We start from the raw sequence: 26,177 nt of genomic DNA, 5'->3' as shown, positions 1-26,177 counted from the left end.
TCTCAAGGTGAAAAAATGTCGAGATTTGTTGACCGCGTGACGATTCACGCGACCGCGGGCAACGGGGGACATGGCTGCTCGTCAGTGCACCGCGAGAAGTTCAAGCCGCTCGGCGGACCCGATGGCGGCAACGGCGGCAACGGCGGCGACGTCACGCTCGTCGTCGACCCGCAGGTCCACACGCTGCTCGACTTCCACTTCCACCCCCACGCGAAAGCCGGAAACGGACGCCCGGGTGCAGGAGCGAACCGTGACGGGGCCAACGGTGAACCGCTGATCCTGCCCGTTCCCGACGGCACGATGGTGCTCGACGCCGACGGCCGCCTCCTCGCTGACCTGGTCGGCGAGGGCACCACTTTCGCCGCCGCGTCGGGCGGTCGCGGCGGGCTGGGCAATGCGTCGCTCGCCTCGCGGGCACGCAAGGCGCCCGGCTTCGCCCTCAATGGCGAAGAAGGCGAGATCCGCGAGCTCGTTCTCGAACTCAAATCCGTCGCCGACGTCGGTCTGGTCGGATTTCCCTCGGCGGGCAAGTCCTCGCTCGTGTCCGTGCTGTCGGCGGCCAAGCCGAAGATCGCGGACTACCCGTTCACCACCCTGCGACCCAATCTCGGTGTGGTCAACAGCGGTTCGGATGTGTTCACCATCGCCGATGTACCCGGTCTGATCCCGGGGGCATCCACCGGCCGCGGCCTGGGCCTGGACTTTCTTCGACACCTGGAGCGATGTGCCGTCCTGGCACACGTGGTCGATTGCGCAACGCTCGAGCCCGGCCGCGACCCGGTCACCGACATCGACGTACTGGAAGCTGAACTCGCGGCATACCAGCCTGCGCTGCAGTCCGACACCGGGCTGGGCGATCTGGCGAATCGGCCTCGCGTGGTCATCCTGAACAAGATCGACGTGCCGGACGCCGCAGAACTGGCCGAGATGGTCACCGCGGAACTGTCCGAGCGCGGCTGGCCGGTCTTCGCCATCTCGGCGGTCACCCACAAGGGCCTGAAAGAACTCACCTACGCCCTCGCGGATCTCGTACGCCAGTACCGCATCGATCACCCCAAGCCGGTCGCACGACGCCCGGTGATCCGGCCCATCGCGACCGACGACAACGGCTTCTCGATCATCTCGGACCCGGCGGAACCCGGCGGGTTCATCGTGCGCGGCGTCCGGCCGGAACGCTGGATCAAGCAGACCCAGTTCGGCAATGACGAGGCCGTCGGATATCTCGCCGACCGGCTCAATCGCCTGGGCGTCGAGGCCGAACTGATCAAACTAGGTGCCGAAGCCGGCTGTTCGGTGACCATCGGAGAGGTGACCTTCGAATGGGAACCCATGACCCCGGTCGCCGAGGACTTCCCGATGAGCGGGCGCGGATCCGACATCAGGCTCGATCGTCCCGAACGTATCGGCGCCACCGACCGAAAGATCGCCCGTCGCCTGCGCCGTGGCCTGGACCCCGAACTCGAGGAACCCGACGATCGTGGATAGCGTTACTCGACAAAGGATTTCGGGTGCACGCAGTGTTGTGGTCAAGATCGGTTCGTCTGCACTGACTGAGCTGACGACGGGCTTGGACACCGGTCGGCTCGATGCGCTGGCCGACGCGATCGAAGCCCGGATGTGCGCGGGTTCTGACGTCATCGTGGTTTCCTCCGGTGCGATCGGTGCCGGTATAGCCCCGTTGGGGCTGAAGTCGCGGCCGCAGGATCTGGCGACCAAGCAGGCTGCGGCAAGTGTCGGCCAGCTGGCATTGGCGCACGCGTGGAACACGTCTTTCGCCCGGTACGGCAGGACGGTCGGGCAGGTGTTGCTGACCGCGCATGACGTGTCGCTGCGCGCCCATCACGCCAACGCCCAGCGGACCCTCGACAGGCTGCGCTCCCTTGGCGCAGTCGCGATCGTGAACGAGAACGACACCGTGGCCACCAACGAGATCCGGTTCGGCGACAACGATCGGCTCGCTGCTCTGGTGGCTCATCTGGCGGGAGCCGACGCACTCGTCCTGCTCTCGGATGTCGATGGGCTATACGATGGCGATCCGCGCAAGGGCGGAGCGACCCTGATCCCAGAGGTCGACGGTCCCGAGGACCTCGACGGGGTCATCGCGGGCACAGGTGGTGCACTGGGCACCGGAGGGATGGCGTCGAAGTTGTCTGCCGCCCGTCTGGCCGCCGACGCCGGTTTGCCCGTCCTGTTGGCCGCCGCTGCCGATGCTGCGGCCGCGTTGACAAATGCGTCGGTCGGCACTGCGTTTTCGCCTCGCGCCCAGAGACTTTCGGCACGCAAGTTCTGGGTTCGGCATGCCGCGGAGGCCACCGGCCGCCTCGTGCTCGACGACGGTGCGGTGCGCGCGGTGTCGACGGCACGGCGCTCGCTGCTGTCTGCGGGAATCGTCGCTGTCGCCGGTAGGTTCTTCGGCGGAGACGTCGTGGATCTCGCTGACCAGACCGGTCAGGTCCGAGCCCGCGGGGTGGTCGCTTACGACGCGTCGGAAGTCAGCGAGATGCTCGGTAAGTCGAGCGGCGCACTCCCGGCCGATCTGCGCCGTCCCGTCGTGCACGCTGACGACTTGGTCGCGCTGTAGATCAGCTCACCAGCGACTGCAGCACCTGCGAGCATGGACCATCGATCTTCATCGTGGCCAGCTCATCCCCGCGGGTGTGACCGCGGTTGACGATGAACACCGGTTTGCCGGTGCGTCTGGCGTGCCGGACGAACCGCAGTCCACTCATGACTGTCAGCGACGACCCGAGAACGAGTAGGGCATCGGCGTCGTCGACCATGGAGAATCCTTGCGTGACAACAGTCTTCGGTACGCTTTCGCCAAAGTAGACGATGTCGGGCTTGAGGATTCCGCCGCACTTCAGACAGTCGACCATGCTGAAGTCGCTGGTGTCCGCGACAACGACATCGGCGTCGGGTGCGACTTCGATCGCACCGCGACCCCGAATCCGGCTGACGAAGTCGGCGTTTGCCGGCTCGAGGAGATCGGCGAGGCGATGCCGGGAGATCTTGTGGTCACAGCTGAGGCATCTCACCCGTCCATACGAGCCGTGGAGTTCGAGGACGGCGCGGTTGCCCGCCTTGAGGTGCAGCATGTCCACGTTCTGGGTGATCACGCCGCTGATCGTGCCTTTGCGCTCGAGGGCAGCGAGGGCGCGATGACCCGCGTTGGGTAGCGCGGAGTCCATATGCCGCCACCCGAGGTGGTTTCGAGCCCAGTAGTGGCGGCGGAACTCCGGGGTGCTGAGGAACATGTCGATCGTCATGGGGGTCCGGGCGGGTGTGCCCGGGCTGCGGTAGTCGGGGATGCCTGAATCCGTGGAGACTCCGGCGCCGGTCAGCGCGAGGGTACGTGCACCAGCCAGCAGGTCATTGAGCAGGTCGATGCGGTCGGGCAGGTCCGGGTCCGGCGTTGTCGGCTGGGCTGGTGCCCACTGTATGGGGCGAGTACGCACTCCACCCAGAGTACCGGGACCCCGATAGTGTGCCCTTTTTGCGGGGAAAACCCCAGGTGGGCGCCGCCACAACGACCCAACCCTCGGGGTAGGAGACGAAAAAGACTCGGCACCCTGATCAGGGGTGCCGAGCCTTTGTGGGTCCGGCCGCGTTATAGGTGTGCGCGGCGGCGGTTCAGGGGCGGGCGAACCTGGCGCCCTCGTGTAGACGCCAGGACAGCGCTACCCGGCGAAGGCCCGTCCGCGAACTGCGCGCGCGGTGGGCCGAACCCCGTCAGGTGCCGACGGTCACGAGGGGATAGACCCCGTTTTCGTCGTGCGTTTCATTGCCGACCACTGGTGGGTTGAACACACAGAGCATGACCATCTGAGTGTCGGCTTTGACGGTGTGCCTCTCGTGTCCGTTGAGCAGGTACATCGAACCCGGTCCGAGTGGGTAGACCTCGCCGGTCTCCCGGTCGGTCAGCGTGCCCTCGCCTTCGACGAGCCACACCGCCTCGACGTGGTTGGCGTAATGGAACTCGTTGACCGACCCCGCCTTGATGGTGGTCTCGTGAAACGAGAATCCGACCTTGTCGCCGCCGAGCACGATGCGCTTGGAACGCCAGTTGCCGTTCTCCGCTTCGATATCGCGGTCGGTGCCGGTGATTTCTTGGGTGGTGCGCACGATCATGTATGAAATCCTTTCGATAGCTCAGATTTCGGGCGAATCAGGAGTTGAGGACCTCGGCGGTGGCCTGCCCGAGGATGGCCAGACCCTGATCGAGTTCCTCGTTGGTGATGGTCAGCGGAGGCAGCAGTTTCACGACCTCGTCGGACGGACCGGAGGTCTCGGCCAGGAGGCCGCGGTCGTACGCGAGGCCGCACACCTTGGCGGCGGCGTCGGCATCCTCGAACACCAAGCCCTGGACCATGCCGCGGCCACGGGTACTGATGCCCTGGTGGGCGCTGCACAGCGAGATGAAGAAGTCGCGGATGCGCTCGCCCTTCGCGATGACCTCTTTCTCGAAAGAGTCGTCCGACCAGTACTCTTCGATCGCCTTCTTGGCCGTCACGAATGCGGGGTTGTTACCACGGAAGGTGCCGTTGTGCTCACCCGGCGACCAGACGTCCAGCTCCGGCTTGAACAGGGTCAGCGCCATCGGCATCCCGTAGCCACCGATGGACTTGGACATCGTGACGATGTCGGGCTGGATGCCGGCGATCTCGAAGGAGAAGAACGGCCCGGTGCGTCCGCAACCCATTTGCACGTCGTCGACGATCAGCAGGATCTCGCGTCGCTTGCACAGCTCGGCGAGGGCCTGAAGCCATTCCGGCCGTGCGATGTTCACGCCGCCCTCACCCTGGACCGTCTCCACGATGACCGCAGCCGGACGATTCAGGCCGCTGCCCGAGTCGTCGAGCACTCGCTCGAACCAGCTGAAGTCCTCCATGACGCCGCCGAAGTAGTTGTCGAACGGCATCGGGGTGGCGTGCACCAGTGGGATTCCGGCGCCGGCACGCTTCATCGAGTTGCCGGTCACCGAGAGGGCACCCAGAGTCATTCCGTGAAATGCGTTGGTGAAGTTGATAATCGAGGTCCGGCCCGTCACCTTTCTGGCGAGCTTGAGCGCGCTCTCGACGGCGTTGGTGCCGGTCGGGCCGGGGAACTGGACCTTGTAGTCGAGCCCACGGGGCTCGAGAATCTTGTCCTGGAACGTCTGCAGGAACTCGCCTTTGGCGACCGTGGACATGTCGAGGCCGTGGGTGATCCCGTCACTCTCGATGTAGTCCAGCAGCGCGGCCTTGAGGACGGGGTTGTTGTGTCCGTAGTTGAGCGCTCCGGCGCCGGCGAAGAAATCGAGGTATTGCTTGCCGTCGCGATCGGTCAGCCATGCGCCTTTGGCCTTGGTGAAGATTGCAGGCCAGCCGCGGCTGTAGCTGCGGACTTCGGACTCGCGGGTCTCGAAGATGTTGCTGGAAAAGGTTTCTTGAATTGATGCAGTCATTTCGTCCTCCGAAGGGTGCGAAAACTTCAGCCGAGTGCGACTGATGGGCAGCCATCTTTCGACTGATGAACAAAGTGCTGGCGGGCGGGTAGATCCTGCTCCTGCCGGGAGCGACCCTGAAGAGGTCGCGACGGAGGTCGTCCGGGTAGTGTCGACGTCCGTCAGTTACCGATGTCAGCGTCGCGGCGCGACGATGTACAAATCTTCTGCCTCGTGGTCATCCGGAAAGTCGTTGGGGGAGAACAAGTCTTCCCGACGAAAGTCCATCCCACGACGTTCCGCGAGGCCTGCGAACAAGGCCTGCGACGCGGTGTTGTCCGGGCTGATGGTGGTGTGCAGCGTGGTGATGCCGCGGGGTTCGAGCCGATCCATGAGTTGGCTCAACATCTTTCCGGCCAATCCGAGTCCCCGCTGGTCGGCGTCGACAGCTACCTGCCACACCATGACCGCGTCCGGAAGTTGAGGACGAAGGTAGCCGGTCACGAAACCGACCACTTTGCCGTCTACTTCGGCGACCACTGAAGTCTGGGCGTAATCCTGACACCACAGAAGGTAGGCGTAACTCGAGTTCAGATCGAGAACTTTCGAATCACGGGCGATTTCCCAGAGCCGGACTCCGTCGGAAACCTTTGGCTTACGAAATGCCACCGCGTCCGGCGCGGCGGTTAGGGTAGCGCTGATCTGAGTTGGGCTCATATCGATTTTCAAGTTAACAAGGCATCACACCAATGTCACCCGCCTGCGGAAATTGGTGCTGAAAGCACCCCTTTAACCCCTGCTCAACCATGCTTTGTGAGGTGGGTCACAAATACTTGAACTGTTCAACCATTGCAGACGCATCCCGGTGCGCATCCACGCACCATCGACCGGGACAATAGGCGGCATGACCCGCATCATCGCCGGCGCCGCCCGGGGCAGACGGCTGGCGGTTCCCGAGGCGGGCACCCGGCCCACCACCGATCGTGTCCGGGAAGCGATCTTCAACATTCTCGCGGCCCGCGTCGACTTCGACGGCGCGGCGGTGCTCGATCTGTTCGCAGGGTCGGGGGCACTGGGTCTCGAGGCGCTGTCACGCGGTGCCGGGTCCGTGGTGTTGGTCGAATCCGACAACAGGGCCGCAAGGGTGATCGAGGCGAACATCCGGTCCGCCGGCCTATCCGGCGCAGTGGTCGAGCGCCGGCGGGTGGTCGAGCATCTTCGCAAGTCGGGGAGTGTTGCCGACATCGTGTTCGCCGATCCGCCGTACGACCTACCGGATGAGCAGTTGTCGGAACTCTTGCGACTGCTCGTTGCCGGCCGCGTTGCGCCCGGCGGGACGGTGATCATCGAGCGATCTTCGCGGAGCCCGGTCACCGCGTGGCCCGAAGAGTTCGGTGACGTCGACGTCCGCCGATACGGGGAAACCCGCATCGAATTGGCCGAATTCGCATCCGCGGTCGACGGCGCGGACTCGGCGGACTGATAACTTGTCAGCCATGTCCGGAGCCGTGTGTCCAGGATCATTCGACCCGGTGACCTCCGGTCACCTCTATGTGTTCGAGCGCGCCGCCGCCCGTTTCGACGAGCTGGTGATCCTCGTGACCGTCAATCCGAAGAAGCGTGGCTTCTTCGGAATCGACGAGAGACTCGAGCTGATCAGAGAAACCACCGCGCATCTTCCGAACGTGCGCGTCGACAGCTGGCAGGGCCTTCTCGTCGACTATGTCCGCCAGCAGGGCCTCGACACCATCGTCAAAGGGCTCCGCGGTGCCGTCGATTTCGAATACGAGATGCCGATGGCGCAGATGAACCGTGATCTGACGGGAGTGGAAACCGTATTCCTGCTCACCGATCCGCGGCTGGCGCACGTCTCCAGCTCGCTCGTGAAAGAGGTCGCACGCCTCGGCGGGGCGGTCGGCGATTTCCTACCGGCTCTGGTGCACGAGCAGTTGCTGGCGAAACTGTCCGATGAACGGCAGGTCTGAAGCGGACGGCAGATCTGAGGAACGGCAGATTCGAGGTCGGTACGCCCCAGATCTTCCGTCACCGCGTATATCCAGCGTGTTCGCTTTACCGTAGAGCCGACACACCGGCCCGGTTGCCGCGTCACAGCCGCACCATTGGGCACAATAGTCACAGAATTAACACCAACCACTGATCGCACTGTGGCAAGGGCGAGTCGACCGGGCTCGTTCGGCATGTGCGGCGAGGAGTGAGGTAGCTGTGTACCGGGTTTTCGAAGCACTGGACGAACTGGGCGCCATCGTCGAAGAAGCGCGCAGTGTTCCGATGACAGCGGGTTGCGTCGTTCCTCGAGGCGACGTTCTCGAGCTGCTGGACGACGTCAAGGACGCCATACCGGGCGACCTGGATGACGCGCAGGACGTCCTCGACCAGCGCGACAAGCTGATCGGCGATGCCCGGATGCACGCCGACACCATGGTCGGCGAAGCCACCGCAGAGGCTGATTCGACGCTGGCGCACGCCAGGTCGGAGGCCGACCGCGTGCTGTCGGAGGCCAAGTCCGCAGCCGATCGGATGGTCGCAGAGGCGCAGTCGCATTCGGGACAGTTGCTCTCTGATGCCACCGCAGAGGCCGAGCGCATCGGTTCGGCGGCGCATCGCGAGTACGAGTCGGTGACCGGACGTGCTCATGCCGAGGCCGAGCGGATGATCGAATCGGGCAACGCGAACTACGAACGGTCGGTCGCCGAGGGGATCGCCGAGCAGCAGCGGCTCGTCTCCGAGACCGAGGTCGTGCAGGCTGCCCGGGCGGAATCCGAGCGGGTCATCGACGCGGCGCACGCCGAGTCCGACCGCCTCCGGGGCGAGTGTGACGTCTATGTGGACAACAAACTCGCGGAGTTCGAGGAGCTGCTCACCGGGACGATACGTTCTGTCAACCGTGGTCGTCAGCAGCTGCGTACCGGGGCAGGTGTCCACGACTACGCCGAGCACGTCCGGCGCGGTGACTTCGGTACCGGAATGGCCGTCTGACCCGCAATTTGTGGCGCGGCTGACCCGGCGCGTCACGGATTGCGGACACAGCCGTCCGCAGGCGTATCGTGGTTCCTTGTGTCGCAGCGCGAAAGCAAACAATCACGCCACGATCGCACCATCGACGGCCCCTTCACCTTGGACATCCGCAGTCTGGGTAGGCGGGCCGGTTCGATGCGAGAGGTGCATCGTGCCATCACCCCTGCCCCACGGATCGGATTGGACATGATCGCGATCCCGGCGGGCAGCGATGTCGATCTCGATCTGCGTCTGGAGGCAGTCTCGGAGGGGGTCCTGGTCACCGGCTGCGTCAGCGGCGAGACCGAAGGGCAGTGTGTTCGCTGTCTGGAGCCCATCGCGGGGACCGCCAGCGTGTACGTCACCGAGCTGTACGCGTACCCGAACAGCACAACGGAACAGACGACCGATGCCGAGGACATCCATCGGATCGTCGACGACAAGATCGATCTGGAGCAAGCCGTGGTCGATGCCGTCGCGCTCGACCTGCCGAACGCTCCACTGTGCCGGCCGGATTGTCCGGGACTGTGCCCCGAATGCGGGATCAGGCTGGATCTTGCCGAAGCCGGTCACCAGCATGAGGTCATCGATCCCCGCTGGGCGGGGTTGGCGTCGAAGTTCGCCGAGGATCCTGAGTCGAAGAAGTGACAGAGAGCGTCCGTGAGGTGTCCGACTCAAACGTCGACCATGCAGAACTGCTCGCGGCGCTCAACATCTCGTTGTCAGACGAGATGCTGACCCTCGCCTTGACGCACCGCTCGTACGCGTACGAGCACGGCAGGCTGCCCACCAACGAGCGGCTCGAGTTCCTCGGTGACTCGGTACTCGGGGTCGTCATCACCGAGCAGCTGTACCGTACGCACCCCGACCGCCCGGAAGGTGAGCTCGCCAAGATCCGGGCCAGCGTCGTGAACATGCACGCGCTCGCCGCGGTTGCCAAGGGCCTCGGTCCCGGTGGACTCGGGGCGCATCTGCGGCTCGGTCGCGGCGAGGAGATGACCGGCGGCCGCGACAAGGCGAGCATCCTCGCCGACGGCATGGAAGCACTCATCGGCGCCGTCCACCTCGAACACGGCCTGGAAACCGCGCGGACCACGGTGCTGGCCCTGTTCGAGTCGGCGCTCACCCGGTCGGCGGCGCTGGGCGCCGGGCTCGACTGGAAGACGTCACTGCAGGAATTGACCGCCGAAAAAGGCCTGGGGGTTCCGGCGTACCAGATCACCTCGACCGGCCCTGACCACTGCAAGGAGTTCACTGCGACGGTGATGGTCGGAGGCGATTCGATGGGTTCCGGCGTCGGTCGGACCAAGAAAGAAGCCGAGCAGATCGCTGCTTCCACCGCATGGAAAGCGATCTCGGGTACCGGAGACGATGCCTGAACTGCCCGAGGTGGAGGTTGTTCGCCGCGGCCTTCTCGGACATGTCGTAGGTAAGCGCATCGTTGCCGTCGAGGTGCTACATCCGCGTGCGGTGCGGCGACAACTAGGCGGTGCTGCAGATCTCATCGGTCTGCTGGCCGGGGCGACGGTGACAGCCGCCCGGCGACGAGGCAAGTATCTGTGGCTGGAGGCGGATCCGGCCGCCGCCGCCGACCCGATCGCCATACTCGTGCACCTCGGCATGAGCGGACAGATGCTCGTGCAATCGGCGGGCGCAGCCGACGAAAAGCACCTGCGCATCCGCGCCACCCTCGACGACAGCACCGAACTGCGGTTCGTCGACCAGCGAACCTTCGGCTCATGGATGGTTGACGACATCGTCGGCTCCGTACCGGCGTCGATCACCCACATCGCACCCGACCCGTTCGACCCAGGTTACGACCAGTCGGCCGTCGTCAAAGTTCTGCGTGGCAAGCACACCGAGATCAAACGTGCTCTCCTCGACCAGACGGTGGTGTCCGGGGTCGGGAACATCTATGCCGACGAAGCGTTGTGGCGCAGTGAGATCCACGGTCAGCGTCTCACCGACAAGCTGCCGGTCAAGTCGCTACGCGCAGTACTCGAGAACGCTGCGGCAGTGATGAAAGAGGCGCTCGAACAGGGCGGAACCTCGTTCGATGCCCTCTACGTCAACGTCAACGGCCAGTCGGGCTACTTCGAGCGGTCGCTCAATGCCTATGGCCGAGAGGGCAAGCCCTGCCGGCGTTGCGGTGCAGCGATGCGACGGGAGCAGTTCATGAATCGCAGTTCCTTCAGCTGCCCGCGGTGTCAGGTGCGCCCGCGGCTGTAGAGGCCGCGGACCGGGCATGCATGATCGTGGTGTGACCCTCAACCTGACGCCTGACGAACTGCTGACCACCACCCGAACCGTGCGTAAGCGGTTGGACCTGACGAAACCCGTGCCCATCGAACTCGTCAAAGAGTGCCTGGAGATCGCACTTCAGGCGCCGTCGGGATCCAATCGTCAAGGCTGGCAATGGATTGTCGTCACCGACCCAGAGGTACGCGCGGCGATCGGGAAGATCTACGGCGAACTCGTCGACGAGTATCTCGGCTCCAATCAGTCGGCAGCGAAACTGTTCGCGGATGATCCTGAGCGTGCACCTGTGCAACAGCGGGTCGGAGGCAGCGTCGCATGGCTCGGCGAGCACATGGGCGAGGTCCCGGTTTTGGTGATCCCGTGCATCAAGGCCGGCGCGACGTTACCGGCCGGGAATCAGGCCGGGCTGTGGGGGTCGTTGCTGCCCGCGGCGTGGAGTTTTGCCCTCGCTGCACGCGCCCGCGGTCTCGGCACGGCGTGGACCACGCTTCATCTGCAGCGAGAGGCGGAGGTCGCGGAACTCCTCGAGATTCCCGCCGGCTTCCATCAGGCGGCGTTGATCCCGACGGCGTTCTACACGGGCGACACGTTCAAGCCTGCGCCGCGCGAACCCCTCGACAACCTGCTCCACATCGACCGTTGGTGACCGCGTCGCGTCACCCCCTCCGGCTGAGGTCCCGCGGAATTGCGGCGTGGGGCGGCGTGTTCAATATGGACATGACCGCAACCGAACCAGTGACCAGCGAGCAACACGCGACAGACCTGTGGGTTCAGCGAACCGGCAGCAGGCGATACACCGGGCGCAGCAGCCGCGGCGCCGAGGTCCTCATCGGTTCCCAGGATGTCGAGGGAGTCTTCACCCCCGGTGAGTTGCTGAAGATTGCTCTCGCCGCCTGCACCGGGATGAGTTCGGACAAGCCGCTCTCACGCAGGCTCGGAGATGACTACGACGCGACCGTGCGCGTGGCCGGGGACGCAGACCGGGACAACGAGGTGTATCCGGCGTTGAGCGAGGTGCTCGAGGTCGACTTGTCCGAGTTGGACCCGGACGCGGCGAAACGGTTGTTGGTGGTCGTCGAACGGGCCGTCGACGCGGTGTGCACGGTGGGGCGGACCCTCAAGGCGGGAACCACCGTCGACCTGCGGATCGACACGGAGTAGCACCGTGTCCGATAATCCAGGGCCTGATTCGGACCCAGTTCGGCTCACCGCGTGGGTGCACGGGCGCGTCCAGGGCGTGGGATTCCGGTGGTGGACGCGTGCCCGGGCACTCGAACTGGGGCTCGTGGGTTCCGCGACAAACCACGCCGACGGCCGCGTACTGATCGTGGCGGAGGGCCGTAGGGCTGACTGTGACAACTTGCTGGCGCTGCTCGATCGGGGCCGAAGTCCAGGTCATGTGGACACGGTGGTGGCGCAGTGGGGACCCGCCCGCGGCGACCTCACAGGCTTTGTCGAGCGCTGATCGCTCCTCACCTCGCCCGCCCGATCACACCGCCCGCCCACGCCGGCGAAGGTAATGGGTACGCTCAAGCGCTGTGCACCTGAAAAGTCTGACCCTCAAGGGCTTCAAGTCCTTTGCGTCAGCAACCACCCTGCGGTTCGAACCGGGCATCACCTGTGTGGTGGGCCCCAACGGTTCGGGTAAGTCGAACGTCGTCGATGCTCTGACCTGGGTGATGGGCGAACAGGGTGCGAAAGCGTTGCGAGGCGGGAAGATGGAGGACGTCATCTTCGCGGGCACCTCCGGCCGCGCCCCGCTGGGACGCGCGGAAGTGACCCTGACCATCGACAACTCCGACGGCGCACTTCCCATCGACTACTCCGAGGTGTCGGTGACGAGGCGGATGTTCCGCGACGGTGCCGGAGAGTACGAGATCAACGGCAGCTCGTGCCGGCTGATGGACGTGCAAGAACTGCTCAGCGACTCCGGTATCGGCCGGGAGATGCATGTCATCGTCGGCCAGGGACGGCTGGCGGCGATCCTGGAGTCGCGCCCGGAAGAGCGTCGGGCCTTCATCGAAGAGGCCGCCGGTGTCCTCAAACACCGCAAGCGCAAAGAGAAGGCGGTTCGCAAGCTCGACGCGATGCAGTCGAATCTGGCGCGCCTGGGCGACCTCACCGCCGAACTGCGGCGTCAACTCAAACCACTCGGTAGGCAGGCTGAGGTCGCCCGCCGGGCCCAGACCGTCCAGGCCGACCTGCGTGATGCCCGATTGCGTTTGGCTGCAGACGATCTGGTGACCCGCCGCAACGAACTGGCCGAGCAACGTACCACCGAGGCGGAACTTCGCAGGCAGCAAGACGAGCTGGCACACCGCCTCGACGAGCTCGGTGGCCAGGTCGACGAGAACGAGAAGTATCTTGCGCAGATCGTGCCGGCTGCCAACGACGCCGGACAGGCCTGGTTCGCGTTGTCGGCGCTGACAGAGCGAGTCGGGGCAACCTGCCGAATCGCCGGCGAACGCAGTCGGTACCTCGCGGAGCCGGTGCGCACCGACTCCGGGCGCGATCCCGACGAGCTCGATCGTCAAGCGGAGGTCGCAGCCGAAGAGGAGTTCATCCTCACCGAGACCGTCGAGGCGACTGCTGAAGCTCTCGACGACGCGAAAGTCGCACTGAGCGAACGTGAGCAGGAAGCTGCGGCGGCGCAGCAGCAGCACCTCGCCGCGGTGCGCGCGGTCGCCGATCGCCGCGAGGGACTGGCGCGGCTCGAGGGCCAGGTGAACAATCTCCGGACCAAGGTCGAGTCGATCGATGCCGAGGCGACCCGACTGGGAGCGGCGATCGACAATGCAGTCGCCAGGGCGACCGAGGCCGCCGACGAGTTCGACGCGGTCCAGGCCACGGTCGCCGACCTCGATGCCTCCGAGCTGGGGTTGGACGAGCACCACGAGCGCAGTGTCGCCGCGTTGAACCAGGCAAACGAACGGGTCGCGGAACTGCAGGCGGCCGAGCGCGCCGCGGAACAGCGGGTCACGTCGTTGGGCGCCCGGATCGACGCTCTCGCGGTCGGTCTCGAGCGCAAAGACGGCGGCGCCTGGCTGCTGGAGAACAGGGCCGGGGAACTGCTGGGGCCGATGTCGTCGCTGCTGCGGGTGCGCGACGGTTACGAGGCGGCGATCGCAGCTGCCATGGGTCCGGCAGCTGATGCGGTGGCGACGGCAGACCTACCTGCCGCCCGCTCCGCCTTGTCGTCGCTGCGCGAGAACGAGGGTGGGCGCGCTGCGGTGTTGATCGGTGGCGTCGACCCGTCCGGTCGCGGCTCCGCCGACCTTCCGGCGGGCGCCGTCTGGGCGCTCGACGTCGTCGACGGTCCGGACACCCTGCGGGGAGCCCTGGAACTGCTGCTGGGCTACACCGTCGTCGCGGACGATGTCTCGGTCGCAGAAGCCGTGCTTCGCGAGGCCGCGGGGGCGGTCCCGTACCTGGGCTCGCTGCGGGTCGTGACCCTCAACGGCGATCTGATCGGAGCGGGCTGGCGCAGCGGTGGAACCGGCGCGCGTCCGTCGACCATCGAGGTGCAGTCGGCGATCGATTCGGCACGTGCCGAACTCGAGCAGTCCCGGCGCCGCAGTGAAGAACTGGTCGCGGCACTCGCCGGGGCCCTCGCGCAGCAGACCGATCGCCGAGAGACCGCTGAGCAGGCGCTGGCGGCGTTGCACGAGTCTGACGCCGAGCTGGGTGCGGTGTACGAGCAGTTGGCCCGGCTCGGGCAGACCGCCCGCGCAGCGCAGGAAGAGTCGACCCGACTGACCAATCAGCGGGCGAAGGCAGAAGATGGTCGCAACGAGGCTCTGGCGAAGCTGGCCGAGTTCGAGGAGCGACTCCGTCTGGCCCGCGACGACAGCGAAGAGGCCCCTGCGGACGGGGATTTGCCCGACAACGATCGCGATCGCACAGCCGCTGCCGTGACCGAGGCGCGTTCGGTGGAGATGGAGGCACGCCTCGCGCTGCGCAGCGCGGAGGAGCGGCTGGCGTCGGTGCGGGGTAAGTCGGATTCACTACGGCGTGCGGCGCGCGCTGAGCGTGAAGCGCGCGAGCGGGCCGAACGCCAAAACCGCGCCCGCCGGCACGCGGCGAGGGTGGCCGAAGTGGTGTTCGAGTGCGGCGGTCTGATCGCGACAAGGCTCGAAACCGCGGTTGCGGGGGCACAAGCGCATCGCGACGAATTGGAGCGGGAGCGGCGGGTCCGCACTGAACAACTCGATGTCGCGAAAAAGGCTGCCGCCGAGGTCAGTGCGCAGCTGACAGCACTACGTGATGCTGTGCACCGCGACGAGGTCGCCAAGGCGCAGGTGTCGCTGCGCATCGAACAACTCGAAGAACAGATCATGGGGGACTTCTCGATCAGTCCGGACGATCTGGTGGCAGAGTACGGCCCCGATGTCACGATGCCGCCGTCCGAACTCGAGATGGCGGAGTACGAGCAGGCGAAAGAACGCGGTGAGATGGTGGTCGCGCCCACCCCGATACCGTACGACCGGGCGACCCAGCAGGCTCGCGCGAAGAAGGCACAGCGCGACCTCAACACACTCGGTAAAGTGAATCCCCTTGCGCTGGAAGAGTTTGCCGCGCTCGAGGAAAGATACAACTTCCTGTCCACTCAGCTCGAGGATGTGAAAAAGGCGCGACAAGACCTTCTCGATGTGGTGCAGGATGTCGACAGCCGGATCCTTCAGGTCTTCACCGAGGCCTACGCCGACGTCGAACGCGAGTTCGTCGAGGTGTTCAAGACCCTGTTCCCCGGTGGTGACGGCCGTCTCATCCTGACAAACCCATCCGACATGCTGACCACCGGCATCGACGTGGAGGCGCGACCGCCGGGGAAGAAGGTCAAGCGCCTCTCACTGCTGTCCGGCGGCGAGAAGTCACTGACCGCGGTGGCGATGTTGGTGGCGATCTTCCGCGCCCGCCCGTCGCCGTTCTATGTGATGGATGAGGTCGAGGCCGCCCTCGACGACACCAACCTCCGCCGGCTCATCACGCTGTTCGAGCAACTGCGGGAAAAATCGCAGCTCATCGTCATCACCCACCAGAAGCCCACCATGGAAGTCGCGGACGCGCTGTACGGCGTGAGTATGCAGGGCGACGGCATCACCACCGTCATCTCGCAGCGTATGCGCGGGCAGGACTTGCCGGCACCGACGCCGTCCACGGGCTAGGCCGCCACCCACCGCGCCCTTCGGGTGATCAGCCGAGTCGGTTTGTCTCCTGGTCGACCTGTTCGTCAACTGGGAACTTCGCGGTCATCGCAGATCTGATGGCTACATACCGTTCGAGGAACGCGCGCTCGTCCAGCTTCTTGCGCCGCATCCATGCGGTCACCTCGTCGTTGCATTTGCTGGCGTTGCAGGAACCGCAGGCGGGCGCGATGTTGTCCAGGGTGTACCGACCGCCACGTGAGATCGGCAGTACGCAATCTCGTTGCAGCGGTCGGTCGTCTGCGCCGCAGTACGCGCAGCCTTCCCAGGCCGCTTTGAGCTGCGACCACTGTTCGTCGCTCAGGTCGTGCTCGACGCGGGCCATCCGACGGCGGCGTTTGCGCGCGTATCTCGTCCGGTTGGCGACCACGGGGAGTGAGTCTATTGCTCAGCAGACCTGACTGAGCACAATTGCGAAGTCGTCGGCGTGGTCTGTCCAGCTCTCGAGCTGCCGTAGACCGGCAGCGGCCAGTTCGGTATGCAGCGATCCGAGGTCGAATTTCGTGCTGATCTCGGTGAGAATCTCAGCGCCCCTGGGCAATTCCCATGTCCGCTCGATCGCGCCGAACCGGGCGTGCACGTCTCGCCGGGCGCGCAGCCACATCTCGATTCGGTGTTCGCGCGGATTCCACCTCGCGATGTGGTCGAAGTCGTCGGTGTAGAGGCCGGTCGCGTCGAGCCCCGTACGCAGTACCTCGATGACGTTCCGGTTGAAGTCGGCGGTGACCCCGGCGCGGTCGTTGTAGGCCGCGATCAATCGGCCGGTGTCCTTGATCAGATCGGCCCCGAGCAGAAAGTAGTCGCCGGGTCGCAACGCTCCCGCGATGTGGCGGTAGAAATCAGACCGTTCGGTGGGGTCGAGGTTCCCGATCGTTCCACCGAGGAAGATTGCCATGCGCGGACCGTTGTAGTCCGCGAGATTCACATCGGGATCACCGAAGTCGGCGTGCAGGGGCTGGACCGAGATCTCCGGGAACTCGGCCGCCACCTGCCCGGCCGCATACGTCAGCATCTCGACGCTGACGTCGAGCGGTACATAGGTGAAGCCGGTCCCGCGGGCGGCGAACGCGGATAGCAGGAGCCGGGTCTTCTCCGACGTGCCCGAACCGAGCTCGATCATGGTCTGAGCACCCGTGACGGCGACGATCTCTGCTGCGCTCCGCCGCAGGATCTCGGTCTCGCGCCGTGTCGGGTAATACTCGGGCAGCCGGGTGATCTCATCGAACAACTCACTGCCGCGCTTGTCGTAAAGCCATTTCGCGGGCAGAACGGGCGGGCTCTGCCATAGCCCTGCGACCGCGTCGGCGACGAGCAGGGGGTCGACCGCCGGCTGTGACATCGTCATCGGGCCAACCGGAGTCCGCTGAAGACCCACCGGGATCCCGCTGGGAAGAAGTTGCGGTAGGTGGGCCGTTCGTGGCCGGCGGGAGTCAGCGCACTCGCGCCACGCAGCACGTGCTGATCACTCATGAACTTGCCGTTGTACTCGCCGACGGCACCGTGGGCAGGGACGAACCCCGGGTAGGGAAGGTATGCACTCGCGGTCCACTCCCAGACGTCGCCGATCATGGTCTCACCAGCGGTGCCGGGATGACATCGCCCAGGGTCGAGGAGTTGGCCTCGGGTGGCTCCGGTGCGAATCGCCGCGGTCTCCCATTCGAACTCGGTCGGCAGCCGTGCGCCGGCCCATCGGGCGTAGGCGTCGGCTTCGTAGAAGGAGACGTGTACGACCGGTTCGCTCTCGACGATCGGGCGCCTACCGGACAGCGTGAACGACGTCCAGGTGCCGTCGTCGAGGCTCCAGTAGCCCGGGGCCGACCAACCGGTCTCGTTGATCTTGTTCCAGCCGTCGGACAGCCAGAGTTCACTGCGGTGATAGCCGTCGTCGGCCATGAACTCGAGCCATTCGCCGTTGGTCACCTGCCGGTTGGTGAGTTGGAAATCCTGGAGGTACACCGAATGGCCGGGGCCCTCGTTGTCGTAGCTGAAGCCATTCGGATTCGCCCCGATCGTGACGAGCCCTCCGTCGAAGGATCGCCAACGCAGCGGCGCCGCCTCTTCCGGGGCATCCGGTCCCCGCTCGACGTAGACGGGCCCGAACGGGTGCGTCGACAAAAGATGCTTGATGTCCATGAGCAACAGCTCTTGGTGCTGCTGCTCATGGTTGCAGCCCAGTTCGACGAGTGTGCGTGCGTACTCGTCGAGTAGGCCCTGCTCGAGTGCCGAGGTCATCGCTTGATCGACGTACTCGCGGTAACGGGTGATCTCTTCGACGCCGGGTCGGGTGACGAGCCCCCGATGTGGACGGGGGTGGCGGGCGCCCACTGCCTCGTAGTAGCTGTTGAAGAGGTATCGGAAGGTCTCGTCGTACACCGTGTATCCCGGCAGACTCCGCAGGATGAACTCCTCGAAAAACCAGGTGACGTGGGCGCGGTGCCACTTCGTGGGACTGGCATCGGTCATCGACTGCGGAACCTGGTCTTCGGGCGACAGTCGCGCGGTCAGCTCATCGGTGAGCGTGCGGACGTCACGAAACCTGGTGGTGAGAGTGGACTGCTCGACTGTGATGCTCATGCTCGTCTCCTGGAAGATGACCGGCGGGACAGCAGTATGGATGAGGCGTCTGACAATCACGGTACCCGCAGCTCGCTCGTGTCCGCCTCTGGCACTGATGTCGTAGGTGCCTGTGGCACCGTCGGCGGAGCCGCCTCTGGCACACTGAGGCCGTGAACACCGGTGCTGTCGTCGCGATTGTCGTAGTTGTCGTCCTGTTGCTCGTCGCTCTTGTGGCGACGGGCCTGGTCCTGTCCCGACGCAGGCGAATCTCTCTGAGCGACAGCACAGATCGGACGCCGTCGGACGGCACCAGGCAGGTGGACAAGTCGGGCGGTTACAAGGCCGGCAGTGGGTTCTCGTTCACCCAGGGTGGCGCGGGCACGGCCACCGCCGAGCCGCCGACCAGGGACACGCCCACGATCGAGCGGACCGACACCGACGGGCAACCGGGTGTGGGTGACGATGCGGCAATCCCTCGTGACGCACCGAAACGCGGTCTGCGCAATGTTCCTCTGCCCGAACCGAAGACGGACGAGGAAGAACCGAAGACTGAGGAACCGGAAACTGCTGCCCCGGCACCCGAGGCGACGACTTCCGAGGTCGAGGCCCCGCCGGCCGAACCAGAGGTCGTGGCGCCGGAACCGGTGGTCGAGCCCGAGCCGGTGGTGGAGCCCGAACCTGCGGCCGACACGGTCCCCGCCACCCCGGTGCTCGACGACATTGCGCCGACAGCCGGGCGGCTGGGATTGCTCCGTGGCCGCCTGTCCCGGTCGCAGAATGCTCTCGGCAAGAGCGTGCTGGGGCTGTTGGGTGCCGGCGACCTCGACGAGGACGGCTGGGAAGAGATCGAGGACACCCTGCTGATGGCAGACCTCGGTACCGCGGTGACGACTGCCGTCGTCGACCGTTTGCGCACCGAACTCGCCGCCTCGCCTGTCAGGACCGCGGAGGAGGTCCGTGCGCTGTTGCGCAGGGTGCTCATCGCCGAGGTCGGCCCCCAGCTCGACCGCGCGATCAAGGCGCTGCCTCATGCCGGCAAACCGTCGGTGCTCTTGGTCGTCGGAGTCAACGGAACGGGCAAGACGACGACGACCGGCAAGCTGGCCCGCGTGCTCGTCGCAGACGGACGCAGGGTGTTGCTCGGCGCTGCTGACACCTTCCGTGCGGCCGCGGCCGATCAGCTGCAGACGTGGGCCGAGCGGGTAGGTGCGGAGGTCGTCCGCGGCAAAGAAGGGGCCGATCCGGCCGCGGTGGCCTTCGACGCCGTCGCGCGTGGTATCGACGAGGGTGTCGACGTGGTCATGATCGACACAGCAGGGCGTCTGCACACCAAGACCGGTCTGATGGATGAACTCGGCAAGGTCAAGCGGGTGGTGGAGAAGAAGGCAGTCGTCGACGAGGTCCTGCTCGTGCTCGACGCGACGACCGGACAGAACGGTCTCGCCCAGGCGAAGGTTTTCGCCGACGTCGTCTCGATCACCGGTGTGGTGCTGACCAAACTCGACGGCACCGCCAAAGGTGGCATCGTCTTCCACGTCCAGCGAGAGCTCGGTGTCCCGGTCAAATTGGTCGGTCTGGGCGAGGGCGCAGATGACCTCGCACCCTTCGAACCAGAGGCGTTCGTCGACGCGCTCCTCGGCTGATTCGGCCTCGCCGTCGGCAGCCTGCGAACAACAAATGGCCGCACATCGAGCCATCTGATCAACACCGCTCCTGGCGGTATACACAGATGAAACATGAAGTGCCCGCCGGTTCACATGCATGAAACACCACAGCACCACGAACGAAATCCCTGCCCGCCAATCTCTTTGAAGGCGCCGAGCCGTCGGCGCACTCTAGGAGGTTTCTTACAGTGGTTTTGGCACTGCCAGACGATGCGTTCGCGCCCTACGACGTCGGGGCCACCGCCTGGGTCCTGACGAGCGCCGCACTCGTGCTCTTCATGACTCCGGGACTGGCCTTCTTCTACGGTGGCCTCTCGCGACAGAAGTCCGTCCTCAACATGTTGATGATGTCGTTCGGCTCACTCGGAGTCGTCAGCATCATCTATGTGTTGTGGGGTTACTCGATGTCGTTCTCTTCGGCCCACACCGGAGAAAGCGATATCGCGGGCATCTTCGACAACCCGTTCTCGCTGTTCGGCTTGAACCAGCTGATGGAAACAATTCCGGATCCCGAGAACCCAGACGAGGTCCTCAATGTCATCGGCGGCTTCGGTGATGTCCCGGCCATCGTGTGGGCCGGCTTCCAACTGACGTTCGCGGTGATCACCGTGGCCCTCATCTCGGGTGCAATCGCCGAGCGCGTCAAGTACTCGACCTGGTTGGTCTTCACCGGCATCTGGGCGACCCTGGTGTACTTCCCGCTCGCCCACATGGTGTGGGGTGGCGGTCTGCTGTCGAACAACGAGACCAGCTTCGCCTCGTGGATCTTCGGTACCGAAGACGTCGACGGCACAATGGTCGCGAAGGTCGCTCCGATCGACTTCGCCGGTGGCACCGTGGTCCACATCAACGCCGGTATGGCTGCGCTCGTCCTCGTGCTCATCATCGGTAAGCGTGTCGGATACGGCAGGACCGCTTACCGCCCGCACAACGTGCCGTTCGTCATGCTCGGTGCCGCGATCCTGTGGTTCGGATGGTTTGGCTTCAACGTCGGTTCCGAAGGCACCGCAGACGCACTCGCCGGCCTGGTCTGGATCAACACCACAGCAGCGACCGCCGCAGGTCTGATCGGATGGCTCGTGGTGGAGAAGATCCGCGACAAGTCCGCCACCGGTGTCGGCGCGGCGTCCGGAATCGTGGCCGGTCTGGTCGCCATCACCCCCGCCTGTGGAGCGTTGACCCCGATCGGTTCGCTGATCCTCGGCGCCGTGGCCGGCGTGATCGCCGCGATAGCTGTCGGCTTCAAGTCCAAGTTCGGCTTCGACGATTCGCTCGACGTCGTCGGTGTGCACCTGGTCGCGGGCCTCTGGGGCACCATCGGCATCGGCTTCTTGGCGTCGGAGACCGGCCTGTTCTACGGCGGCGGCGGAAAGCAGCTCGTCATCCAGGTCGTGATCGCCCTCGTCGCAGTCGCGTTCACCGCGATCATGACCGCCATCATCGCGTTCGCTCTCAAGCCACTCGGCTGGCGGATCACCGCAGAGGATGAGGACACTGGTATTGATGAGACGGATCACCGCGAAAGCGCGTACGACCTCGTTTAAGTCCTGGAAACTCAATACTCGAACTGTGATCCTCATGGAGGGATGCAACAAATGAAGCTCATTACAGCAATCGTGAAGCCATTCACGCTTGAAGATGTGAAGGCGGGACTCGAGCAGGCCGGCGTTGTCGGTATGACCGTCAGTGAAGTTCAGGGGTACGGCCGGCAGAAGGGCCACACCGAGGTCTACCGCGGTGCTGAGTACTCGGTGGATTTCGTCCCCAAGGTCCGCGTAGAGGTTGTCGTCGACGACGCCGCAGTGGACAAAGTGGTCGACGTGATCGTCGAGGCCGCACGCACCGGAAAGATCGGTGACGGCAAGGTGTGGGTCTCGCCAGTGGAAGCGGTCATCCGGGTACGCACCGGAGAGCGCGGCGGCGACGCGCTGTAACGACAGTGCCATTCGTACGTGGCGGTCGCGGTCCTGCATCCGGGGAGCCCTCGGGAGCAGGACCGCAGCCGTCTCACCTGACACCGGCTGCCGCGACGGATCTGGTCACAGCACGCAAACAACTCCTACGCCGGACCGACGGCAACAAGCGGGTCGATGCGCCCGCGCTGCGCAGGGTTCTCGTCGACCTGCACGACTTCTGGCTCACCACCAAGGCCGCCGAGATCGGGATCAAACCCGGTAGCGGTTTCGCCATCGTTGCCGTCGGCGGACTGGGCAGACAGGAATTGCTGCCCCATTCGGATCTCGATCTGATCCTGTTACACGACGAGATGGATCCGGCGGTCGTCGCGGAGATTGCCGACCAGATCTGGTATCCGTTGTGGGACGCGCACATCAAACTCGACCACAGTGTGCGGACCGTGTCGCAGGCCCTTCAGGTGGCTGCCACCGACATGACCGCGGCCCTCGGATTGCTCGAGGCCCGCCACATCGCCGGGGACGAGGATCTGTCCAAGCTGCTGATCGGTGGGATCCGTCAGCAGTGGCGTACCGACATCCGTTCGCGGTTCGGAGGACTCGTCGATCAGGCCCGCGATCGTTGGCGGCGCAGCGGCGACATCGCCCACCGCGCCGAACCCGATCTCAAGTACGGCCGGGGAGGGTTGCGCGATGTTCACATGCTCGATGCCCTCGCCGTGGCGCAGCTGACCGATGGCATGGCCGCGCTCCGTCCGGACTCTCCCGGTGGTGGGCTTCGGCAGGCGTACACCCGCCTGCTCGACGTACGCACCGAACTGCACCGGATCACCGGTCGACCTCGCGAGCAACTGCGTGCGCAGGACGCCGATGAGATCGGTGCGGCGCTGCGGATCGGCGACCGATTCGATCTGGCCCGGACCATCAGTGACAGCGCGCGCACGATCAGTTACGCCGTGGATGTCGGACTGCGTACCTCGTCCAATTCGCTTCCACGCAAGGGGCTCTCGAAGCTCCGTCGCTCGCCCATCCGGCGTCCTCTCGATGAAGGCGTTGTCGAGCACTTCGGTGAGGTCGTCCTCGCGCGGAACGCGCTGCCCAGCAAAGACCCAGGTCTGATCCTGCGGGTGGCCGCGGCATCGGCGCGGACCGGGCTGCCCATGGCGGCCTCCACCCTGGCCAGGCTGGCCGATTATGCTCCGGAGCTGCGGGAACCCTGGCCGATCGATGCGCTCAGCGACCTGCTGGTGCTACTCGGGACCGGTGAACACATGATCGCGCCGATCGAGGCCCTCGACCGGACAGGCCTGTGGGGCAGGCTGATCCCTGAATGGGGCGCCATTCGAGATCTACCCCCACGTGATCCGATTCACACGTGGACAGTGGACCGCCATCTCGTGGAGACCGCGGCCAACGCGGGTTCGATGACGACCAGGGTGTCGCGTCCGGACCTGCTGGTCCTGGGCGCGCTGGTCCACGACCTCGGGAAGGGACGCGGTGCCGACCACAGCGTTGTGGGTGCCGAGCTCGCCAATCAGGTGGGTAACCGCATCGGCCTGTGGCCCGAAGACGTGCAGATCCTGTCGAAGATGGTCCGCTATCACCTGCTCCTACCTGATGTCGCGACCAGGCGCGATCTGGACGACCCCGCCACGGTGCAGGGCGTCGTCGACACCCTCGGCGGTTCCCGTGTCCTACTGGAATTGCTTGCCGCGCTTGCCGAAGCCGATTCCAAGGCGACCGGTCCGGGGGTCTGGGGCGATTGGAAGTCCTCTCTGATCGGCGAACTGGTGCGCCGGTGTCTGCGGCTGATGGACGGCGGCGAGCTGGCCGATCCAGGTCCGCTGACGCCTGAGCTGACGGCCCTGGCGGAGGCGGGCGGCGTCAGCGTCGACCTCGTGACGACGGACAACCCGCACACCTTCGCGGTGACCATGATCGCGCCCGAACAGCCGGGTCTGCTCTCGCAGATGGCGGGTGTGCTCTCGTTGCGGGGCCTGCGGCTGTTGAGCGCGTCGGTCCAGTCCCACGCGGGGAGCGCGGTCAATACGTTCCTGGTCTCACCGTTGTTCGGTGAACCATCGGAGTCGGGCCTCCTACGGCAGCAGTTGATCCAGGCACTGGAGGGCAACATCGACGTGATCGCCCGGCTCGACGCGCGTGAGAGGGAGACGCAGCTCCCGATCGCGCAGGGCCCCGGCGGAGAGAATTCTCAGGGCCCGGCGGTGCCGGCGTTGTTCGCCCAGGCCCCGCCGCGGGTCCTGTGGTTCGACGGTTACGACGACGACAGCGTGATCCTGGAACTGCGCGCGGGCGACCGTATCGGCCTGCTCGCCCGGGTCAGTGCGGTACTCGAGCAGCACCGGGTCTTCATCACGTGGGCGAAGGTCTCCACATTGGGCGGATCGGTGGTCGATTCCTTCTGTGTGCGGCTGCCCGGGGACGGTCCGCAGACGCGCGACCAGCTCGAAGAGGCAATCCTGGCGGTAGTCCCACCCCCCGCGCCACCCCGGGAACCAGAGGAGGACACCGGTAAATCCGGCGTCCCGATAGGCTAGGGGAATGTTCGACTCCCTCTCAGGCCGGTTGGCCGGTGTCCTGACCGATCTGCGCGGCAAGGGCAAGCTGTCCGATGCCGATATCGACCGCACCTGCCGCGAGATCCGTCTCGCTCTACTCGAGGCCGACGTATCGCTGACCGTCGTCCGCGGTTTCATCGCCAGGATCAAGGAACGTGCCAAAGGCGCCGAGGTGTCGGGCGCACTCAACCCCGCACAGCAGGTCGTCAAGATCGTCAACGAGGAGCTCGTCGGGATCCTCGGGGGCGAGACCCGGCGAATCCAGTTCGCGAAGACGCCGCCGACGGTCATCATGCTCGCGGGCCTGCAGGGTGCCGGTAAGACCACCCTCGCGGGCAAGCTCGCGGCCTGGCTGAAGAAGCAGGGTCACACCCCGATCCTGGTGGCATGTGACCTGCAGCGGCCAGGTGCTGTCAGTCAGCTCCAGATCGTCGGTGAGCGGGCCGGCGTCCCGGTCTTCGCGCCCAACCCGGGCACGAGCGTCGGCGGTACCGGTGAGCTCGGCGTGTCGGGTTCCGAGGGCGCGGGCAGTCTGGCCGAACCCATCGAGGTCGCGAGATCCGGTGTGGCCGAGGCGAGATCCAAGCATCACGACGTCGTGATCGTGGACACTGCCGGACGCCTCGGTATCGACGAAGAACTGATGGCCCAGGCCAAAGGCATCCGTGATGCAGTCGACCCGGACGAGGTGCTCTTCGTTCTCGACGCGATGATCGGTCAGGACGCCGTGGCGACGGCGGAAGCATTCGCCCAGGGTGTCGACTTCACCGGTGTGGTCCTGACCAAGCTCGACGGCGACGCCCGTGGCGGTGCCGCGCTCTCGGTGCGCGAGATCACCGGCCGTCCCATCATGTTCGCGTCCACGGGCGAAAAGCTCGAGGACTTCGACGTATTCCACCCCGACCGGATGTCGAGTCGCATCCTCGGGATGGGCGACGTACTGAGCCTGATCGAGCAGGCCGAAACCCACTGGGACGTCCAGCAGGCAGAGGCGGCCGCGAACAAGATCACCCAGGGTGAGCTGACTCTCGAGGACTTCCTCGAACAGATGCTCATGATCCGCAAGATGGGTCCGATCGGGAACCTCCTGGGAATGTTGCCGGGTGCGGCGGGTATGAAAGACGCCTTGTCGCAGGTCGACGACAAGCAACTCGACAAGGTCCAGGCGATCATCCGCGGTATGACCCCGGCCGAGCGTGAGAATCCGAAGATCATCAACGGCTCGCGCCGTGCCCGCATCGCGAACGGGTCCGGCGTGACGGTGAGCGACGTCAACCAGCTCGTCGACCGCTTCTTCGACGCGCGAAAAATGATGTCGCAGATGGCCGGCCGTATGGGCATGCCGGGTGGTCGCAAGAACAATCGCAAAAAGGGCGGCAAGAAGGGCAAGAAGGGTGGGCGCGGGCCCACGCCTCCCAAGGTGCGGGGCGGGTTCCCCGGCATGCCCGGTGGTATGCCTGCGGGCTTCCCCGACCTGTCGAACATGCCCGCCGGGCTCGACCAGATTCCGCCCGGGCTCGAGGGCATCGACGTGAGTCAGTTCCAGCGGCCGAAGAAGAAGTAGG

24 protein-coding genes are annotated in these 26,177 nt (G+C 65.4%); 17 read left to right on the top strand and 7 right to left on the bottom strand.

What is annotated here, in order from left to right; all coding sequences use genetic code 11:
* Positions 1 to 15: 15 nt before the first annotated feature.
* Together obgE and proB are read left to right on the top strand one after the other, a co-directional pair.
* Positions 16 to 1,485: a GTPase ObgE gene (obgE, locus tag J3S28_RS08090; protein WP_207839375.1), complete on the top strand. Its 1,470-nt coding sequence runs from the start codon at positions 16 to 18 to the stop codon at positions 1,483 to 1,485.
* A complete protein-coding gene (proB, locus tag J3S28_RS08085) occupies positions 1,475 to 2,581 on the top strand; it encodes a glutamate 5-kinase (RefSeq protein WP_372435972.1) in 1,107 nt (368 codons plus the stop codon). Before obgE ends, proB begins: the two co-directional genes overlap by 11 nt.
* 1 nt (position 2,582) lies before the next feature.
* On the opposite strand, the gene J3S28_RS08080 is transcribed toward proB, so the two are convergent.
* From J3S28_RS08080 to ectA, 4 genes are all read right to left on the bottom strand, one after another.
* The gene (locus J3S28_RS08080; RefSeq protein WP_207839373.1) at positions 2,583 to 3,455 is read right to left on the bottom strand and encodes a Sir2 family NAD-dependent protein deacetylase; all 873 of its coding nucleotides are present in this window, start codon (positions 3,453 to 3,455) and stop codon (positions 2,583 to 2,585) included.
* 274 nt (positions 3,456 to 3,729) lie between these two features.
* Positions 3,730 to 4,128, bottom strand: coding sequence for an ectoine synthase (locus tag J3S28_RS08075; RefSeq protein WP_084838630.1), 399 nt, complete (start codon positions 4,126 to 4,128; stop codon positions 3,730 to 3,732).
* A 37-nt stretch (positions 4,129 to 4,165) separates the two neighbouring features.
* Complete coding sequence (gene ectB / locus J3S28_RS08070) at positions 4,166 to 5,443, bottom strand: diaminobutyrate--2-oxoglutarate transaminase (protein ID WP_207839372.1); 1,278 nt, start codon at positions 5,441 to 5,443, stop codon at positions 4,166 to 4,168.
* Between the two features lie 174 nt (positions 5,444 to 5,617).
* Positions 5,618 to 6,139, bottom strand: coding sequence for a diaminobutyrate acetyltransferase (gene ectA, locus J3S28_RS08065; RefSeq protein WP_207839371.1), 522 nt, complete (start codon positions 6,137 to 6,139; stop codon positions 5,618 to 5,620).
* Between the two features lie 187 nt (positions 6,140 to 6,326).
* Here ectA and rsmD point away from each other — a divergent pair, with 187 nt between their 5' ends.
* The 10 genes from rsmD to smc all read left to right on the top strand — a co-directional run bounded on the left by rsmD (position 6,327) and on the right by smc (position 15,861).
* Positions 6,327 to 6,905 (top strand): 16S rRNA (guanine(966)-N(2))-methyltransferase RsmD, encoded by a 579-nt coding sequence (gene rsmD, locus J3S28_RS08060; protein ID WP_207839370.1) that lies wholly within the window; start codon positions 6,327 to 6,329, stop codon positions 6,903 to 6,905.
* A gap of 13 nt (positions 6,906 to 6,918) precedes the next feature.
* A complete protein-coding gene (coaD, locus tag J3S28_RS08055) occupies positions 6,919 to 7,407 on the top strand; it encodes a pantetheine-phosphate adenylyltransferase (protein WP_207839369.1) in 489 nt (162 codons plus the stop codon).
* Positions 7,408 to 7,645: 238 nt separating this feature from the next.
* A complete protein-coding gene (locus J3S28_RS08050) occupies positions 7,646 to 8,419 on the top strand; it encodes a DivIVA domain-containing protein (RefSeq protein ID WP_084891503.1) in 774 nt (257 codons plus the stop codon).
* Positions 8,420 to 8,497: 78 nt separating this feature from the next.
* Positions 8,498 to 9,085: a YceD family protein gene (locus tag J3S28_RS08045; RefSeq protein WP_307796944.1), complete on the top strand. Its 588-nt coding sequence runs from the start codon at positions 8,498 to 8,500 to the stop codon at positions 9,083 to 9,085.
* A 17-nt stretch (positions 9,086 to 9,102) separates the two neighbouring features.
* A complete protein-coding gene (gene rnc / locus J3S28_RS08040) occupies positions 9,103 to 9,816 on the top strand; it encodes a ribonuclease III (RefSeq protein WP_307796942.1) in 714 nt (237 codons plus the stop codon).
* Positions 9,809 to 10,666, top strand: coding sequence for a bifunctional DNA-formamidopyrimidine glycosylase/DNA-(apurinic or apyrimidinic site) lyase (mutM, locus tag J3S28_RS08035; RefSeq protein ID WP_207839367.1), 858 nt, complete (start codon positions 9,809 to 9,811; stop codon positions 10,664 to 10,666). The genes rnc and mutM overlap by 8 nt, the downstream gene beginning before the upstream one ends.
* Positions 10,667 to 10,697: 31 nt before the next feature.
* Positions 10,698 to 11,342 (top strand): nitroreductase family protein, encoded by a 645-nt coding sequence (locus J3S28_RS08030; protein ID WP_372435956.1) that lies wholly within the window; start codon positions 10,698 to 10,700, stop codon positions 11,340 to 11,342.
* 65 nt (positions 11,343 to 11,407) lie between these two features.
* Positions 11,408 to 11,857, top strand: coding sequence for an OsmC family protein (locus tag J3S28_RS08025; RefSeq protein WP_372435971.1), 450 nt, complete (start codon positions 11,408 to 11,410; stop codon positions 11,855 to 11,857).
* A 4-nt stretch (positions 11,858 to 11,861) separates the two neighbouring features.
* Complete coding sequence (locus J3S28_RS08020; protein WP_207839360.1) at positions 11,862 to 12,161, top strand: acylphosphatase; 300 nt, start codon at positions 11,862 to 11,864, stop codon at positions 12,159 to 12,161.
* A 73-nt stretch (positions 12,162 to 12,234) separates the two neighbouring features.
* Entirely contained in the window at positions 12,235 to 15,861 is a 3,627-nt protein-coding gene (gene smc / locus J3S28_RS08015; RefSeq protein ID WP_207839358.1) for a chromosome segregation protein SMC, read from the top strand.
* 28 nt (positions 15,862 to 15,889) lie between these two features.
* On the opposite strand, the gene J3S28_RS08010 is transcribed toward smc, so the two are convergent.
* From J3S28_RS08010 to egtB, 3 genes are all read right to left on the bottom strand, one after another.
* Entirely contained in the window at positions 15,890 to 16,225 is a 336-nt protein-coding gene (locus J3S28_RS08010; RefSeq protein WP_207839595.1) for an HNH endonuclease, read from the bottom strand.
* A gap of 63 nt (positions 16,226 to 16,288) precedes the next feature.
* The gene (gene egtD / locus J3S28_RS08005; RefSeq protein WP_372435970.1) at positions 16,289 to 17,239 is read right to left on the bottom strand and encodes an L-histidine N(alpha)-methyltransferase; all 951 of its coding nucleotides are present in this window, start codon (positions 17,237 to 17,239) and stop codon (positions 16,289 to 16,291) included.
* Positions 17,240 to 17,241: 2 nt separating this feature from the next.
* A complete protein-coding gene (gene egtB / locus J3S28_RS08000; RefSeq protein ID WP_207839355.1) occupies positions 17,242 to 18,474 on the bottom strand; it encodes an ergothioneine biosynthesis protein EgtB in 1,233 nt (410 codons plus the stop codon).
* Between the two features lie 152 nt (positions 18,475 to 18,626).
* Here egtB and ftsY point away from each other — a divergent pair, with 152 nt between their 5' ends.
* From ftsY to ffh, 5 genes are all read left to right on the top strand, one after another.
* Positions 18,627 to 20,099 (top strand): signal recognition particle-docking protein FtsY, encoded by a 1,473-nt coding sequence (ftsY, locus tag J3S28_RS07995; protein WP_207839354.1) that lies wholly within the window; start codon positions 18,627 to 18,629, stop codon positions 20,097 to 20,099.
* Between the two features lie 209 nt (positions 20,100 to 20,308).
* Entirely contained in the window at positions 20,309 to 21,664 is a 1,356-nt protein-coding gene (locus J3S28_RS07990; protein WP_207839353.1) for an ammonium transporter, read from the top strand.
* Between the two features lie 51 nt (positions 21,665 to 21,715).
* Positions 21,716 to 22,054: a P-II family nitrogen regulator gene (locus tag J3S28_RS07985; protein WP_084838616.1), complete on the top strand. Its 339-nt coding sequence runs from the start codon at positions 21,716 to 21,718 to the stop codon at positions 22,052 to 22,054.
* Positions 22,055 to 22,059: 5 nt separating this feature from the next.
* Entirely contained in the window at positions 22,060 to 24,591 is a 2,532-nt protein-coding gene (locus J3S28_RS07980) for a [protein-PII] uridylyltransferase (protein WP_207839352.1), read from the top strand.
* A gap of 4 nt (positions 24,592 to 24,595) precedes the next feature.
* Positions 24,596 to 26,176 carry a signal recognition particle protein gene (gene ffh / locus J3S28_RS07975; RefSeq protein ID WP_207839351.1) on the top strand — a complete coding sequence of 527 codons (1,581 nt, stop codon included), beginning with the start codon at positions 24,596 to 24,598 and terminating at the stop codon, positions 26,174 to 26,176.
* The last annotated feature ends 1 nt before the right edge of the window (position 26,177 follow it).

Origin of the sequence: Williamsia soli (assembly GCF_017377795.1) — a bacterium.
Lineage (GTDB): Bacteria > Actinomycetota > Actinomycetes > Mycobacteriales > Mycobacteriaceae > Williamsia > Williamsia soli.
The sequence above is the reverse complement of the archived record's forward strand: the minus strand, read 5'-3'. Positions and strand labels throughout refer to the sequence as shown.

Excerpts from the sequence above, each read along its gene's own strand:
- rsmD (WP_207839370.1), top strand. The coding sequence starts at position 6,327 with ATGACCCGCATCATCGCCGGCGCCGCCCGGGGCAGACGGCTGGCGGTT.
- ectB (WP_207839372.1), bottom strand. The coding sequence starts at position 5,443 with ATGACTGCATCAATTCAAGAAACCTTTTCCAGCAACATCTTCGAGACC.
- coaD (WP_207839369.1), top strand. The coding sequence starts at position 6,919 with ATGTCCGGAGCCGTGTGTCCAGGATCATTCGACCCGGTGACCTCCGGT.
- mutM (WP_207839367.1), top strand. The coding sequence starts at position 9,809 with ATGCCTGAACTGCCCGAGGTGGAGGTTGTTCGCCGCGGCCTTCTCGGA.
- J3S28_RS08010 (WP_207839595.1), bottom strand. The coding sequence starts at position 16,225 with ATGGCCCGCGTCGAGCACGACCTGAGCGACGAACAGTGGTCGCAGCTC.
- obgE (WP_207839375.1), top strand. The coding sequence starts at position 16 with ATGTCGAGATTTGTTGACCGCGTGACGATTCACGCGACCGCGGGCAAC.
- J3S28_RS08075 (WP_084838630.1), bottom strand. The coding sequence starts at position 4,128 with ATGATCGTGCGCACCACCCAAGAAATCACCGGCACCGACCGCGATATC.
- J3S28_RS08025 (WP_372435971.1), top strand. The coding sequence starts at position 11,408 with ATGGACATGACCGCAACCGAACCAGTGACCAGCGAGCAACACGCGACA.
- J3S28_RS07985 (WP_084838616.1), top strand. The coding sequence starts at position 21,716 with ATGAAGCTCATTACAGCAATCGTGAAGCCATTCACGCTTGAAGATGTG.
- egtD (WP_372435970.1), bottom strand. The coding sequence starts at position 17,239 with ATGTCACAGCCGGCGGTCGACCCCCTGCTCGTCGCCGACGCGGTCGCA.
- ectA (WP_207839371.1), bottom strand. The coding sequence starts at position 6,139 with ATGAGCCCAACTCAGATCAGCGCTACCCTAACCGCCGCGCCGGACGCG.
- ffh (WP_207839351.1), top strand. The coding sequence starts at position 24,596 with ATGTTCGACTCCCTCTCAGGCCGGTTGGCCGGTGTCCTGACCGATCTG.
- egtB (WP_207839355.1), bottom strand. The coding sequence starts at position 18,474 with ATGAGCATCACAGTCGAGCAGTCCACTCTCACCACCAGGTTTCGTGAC.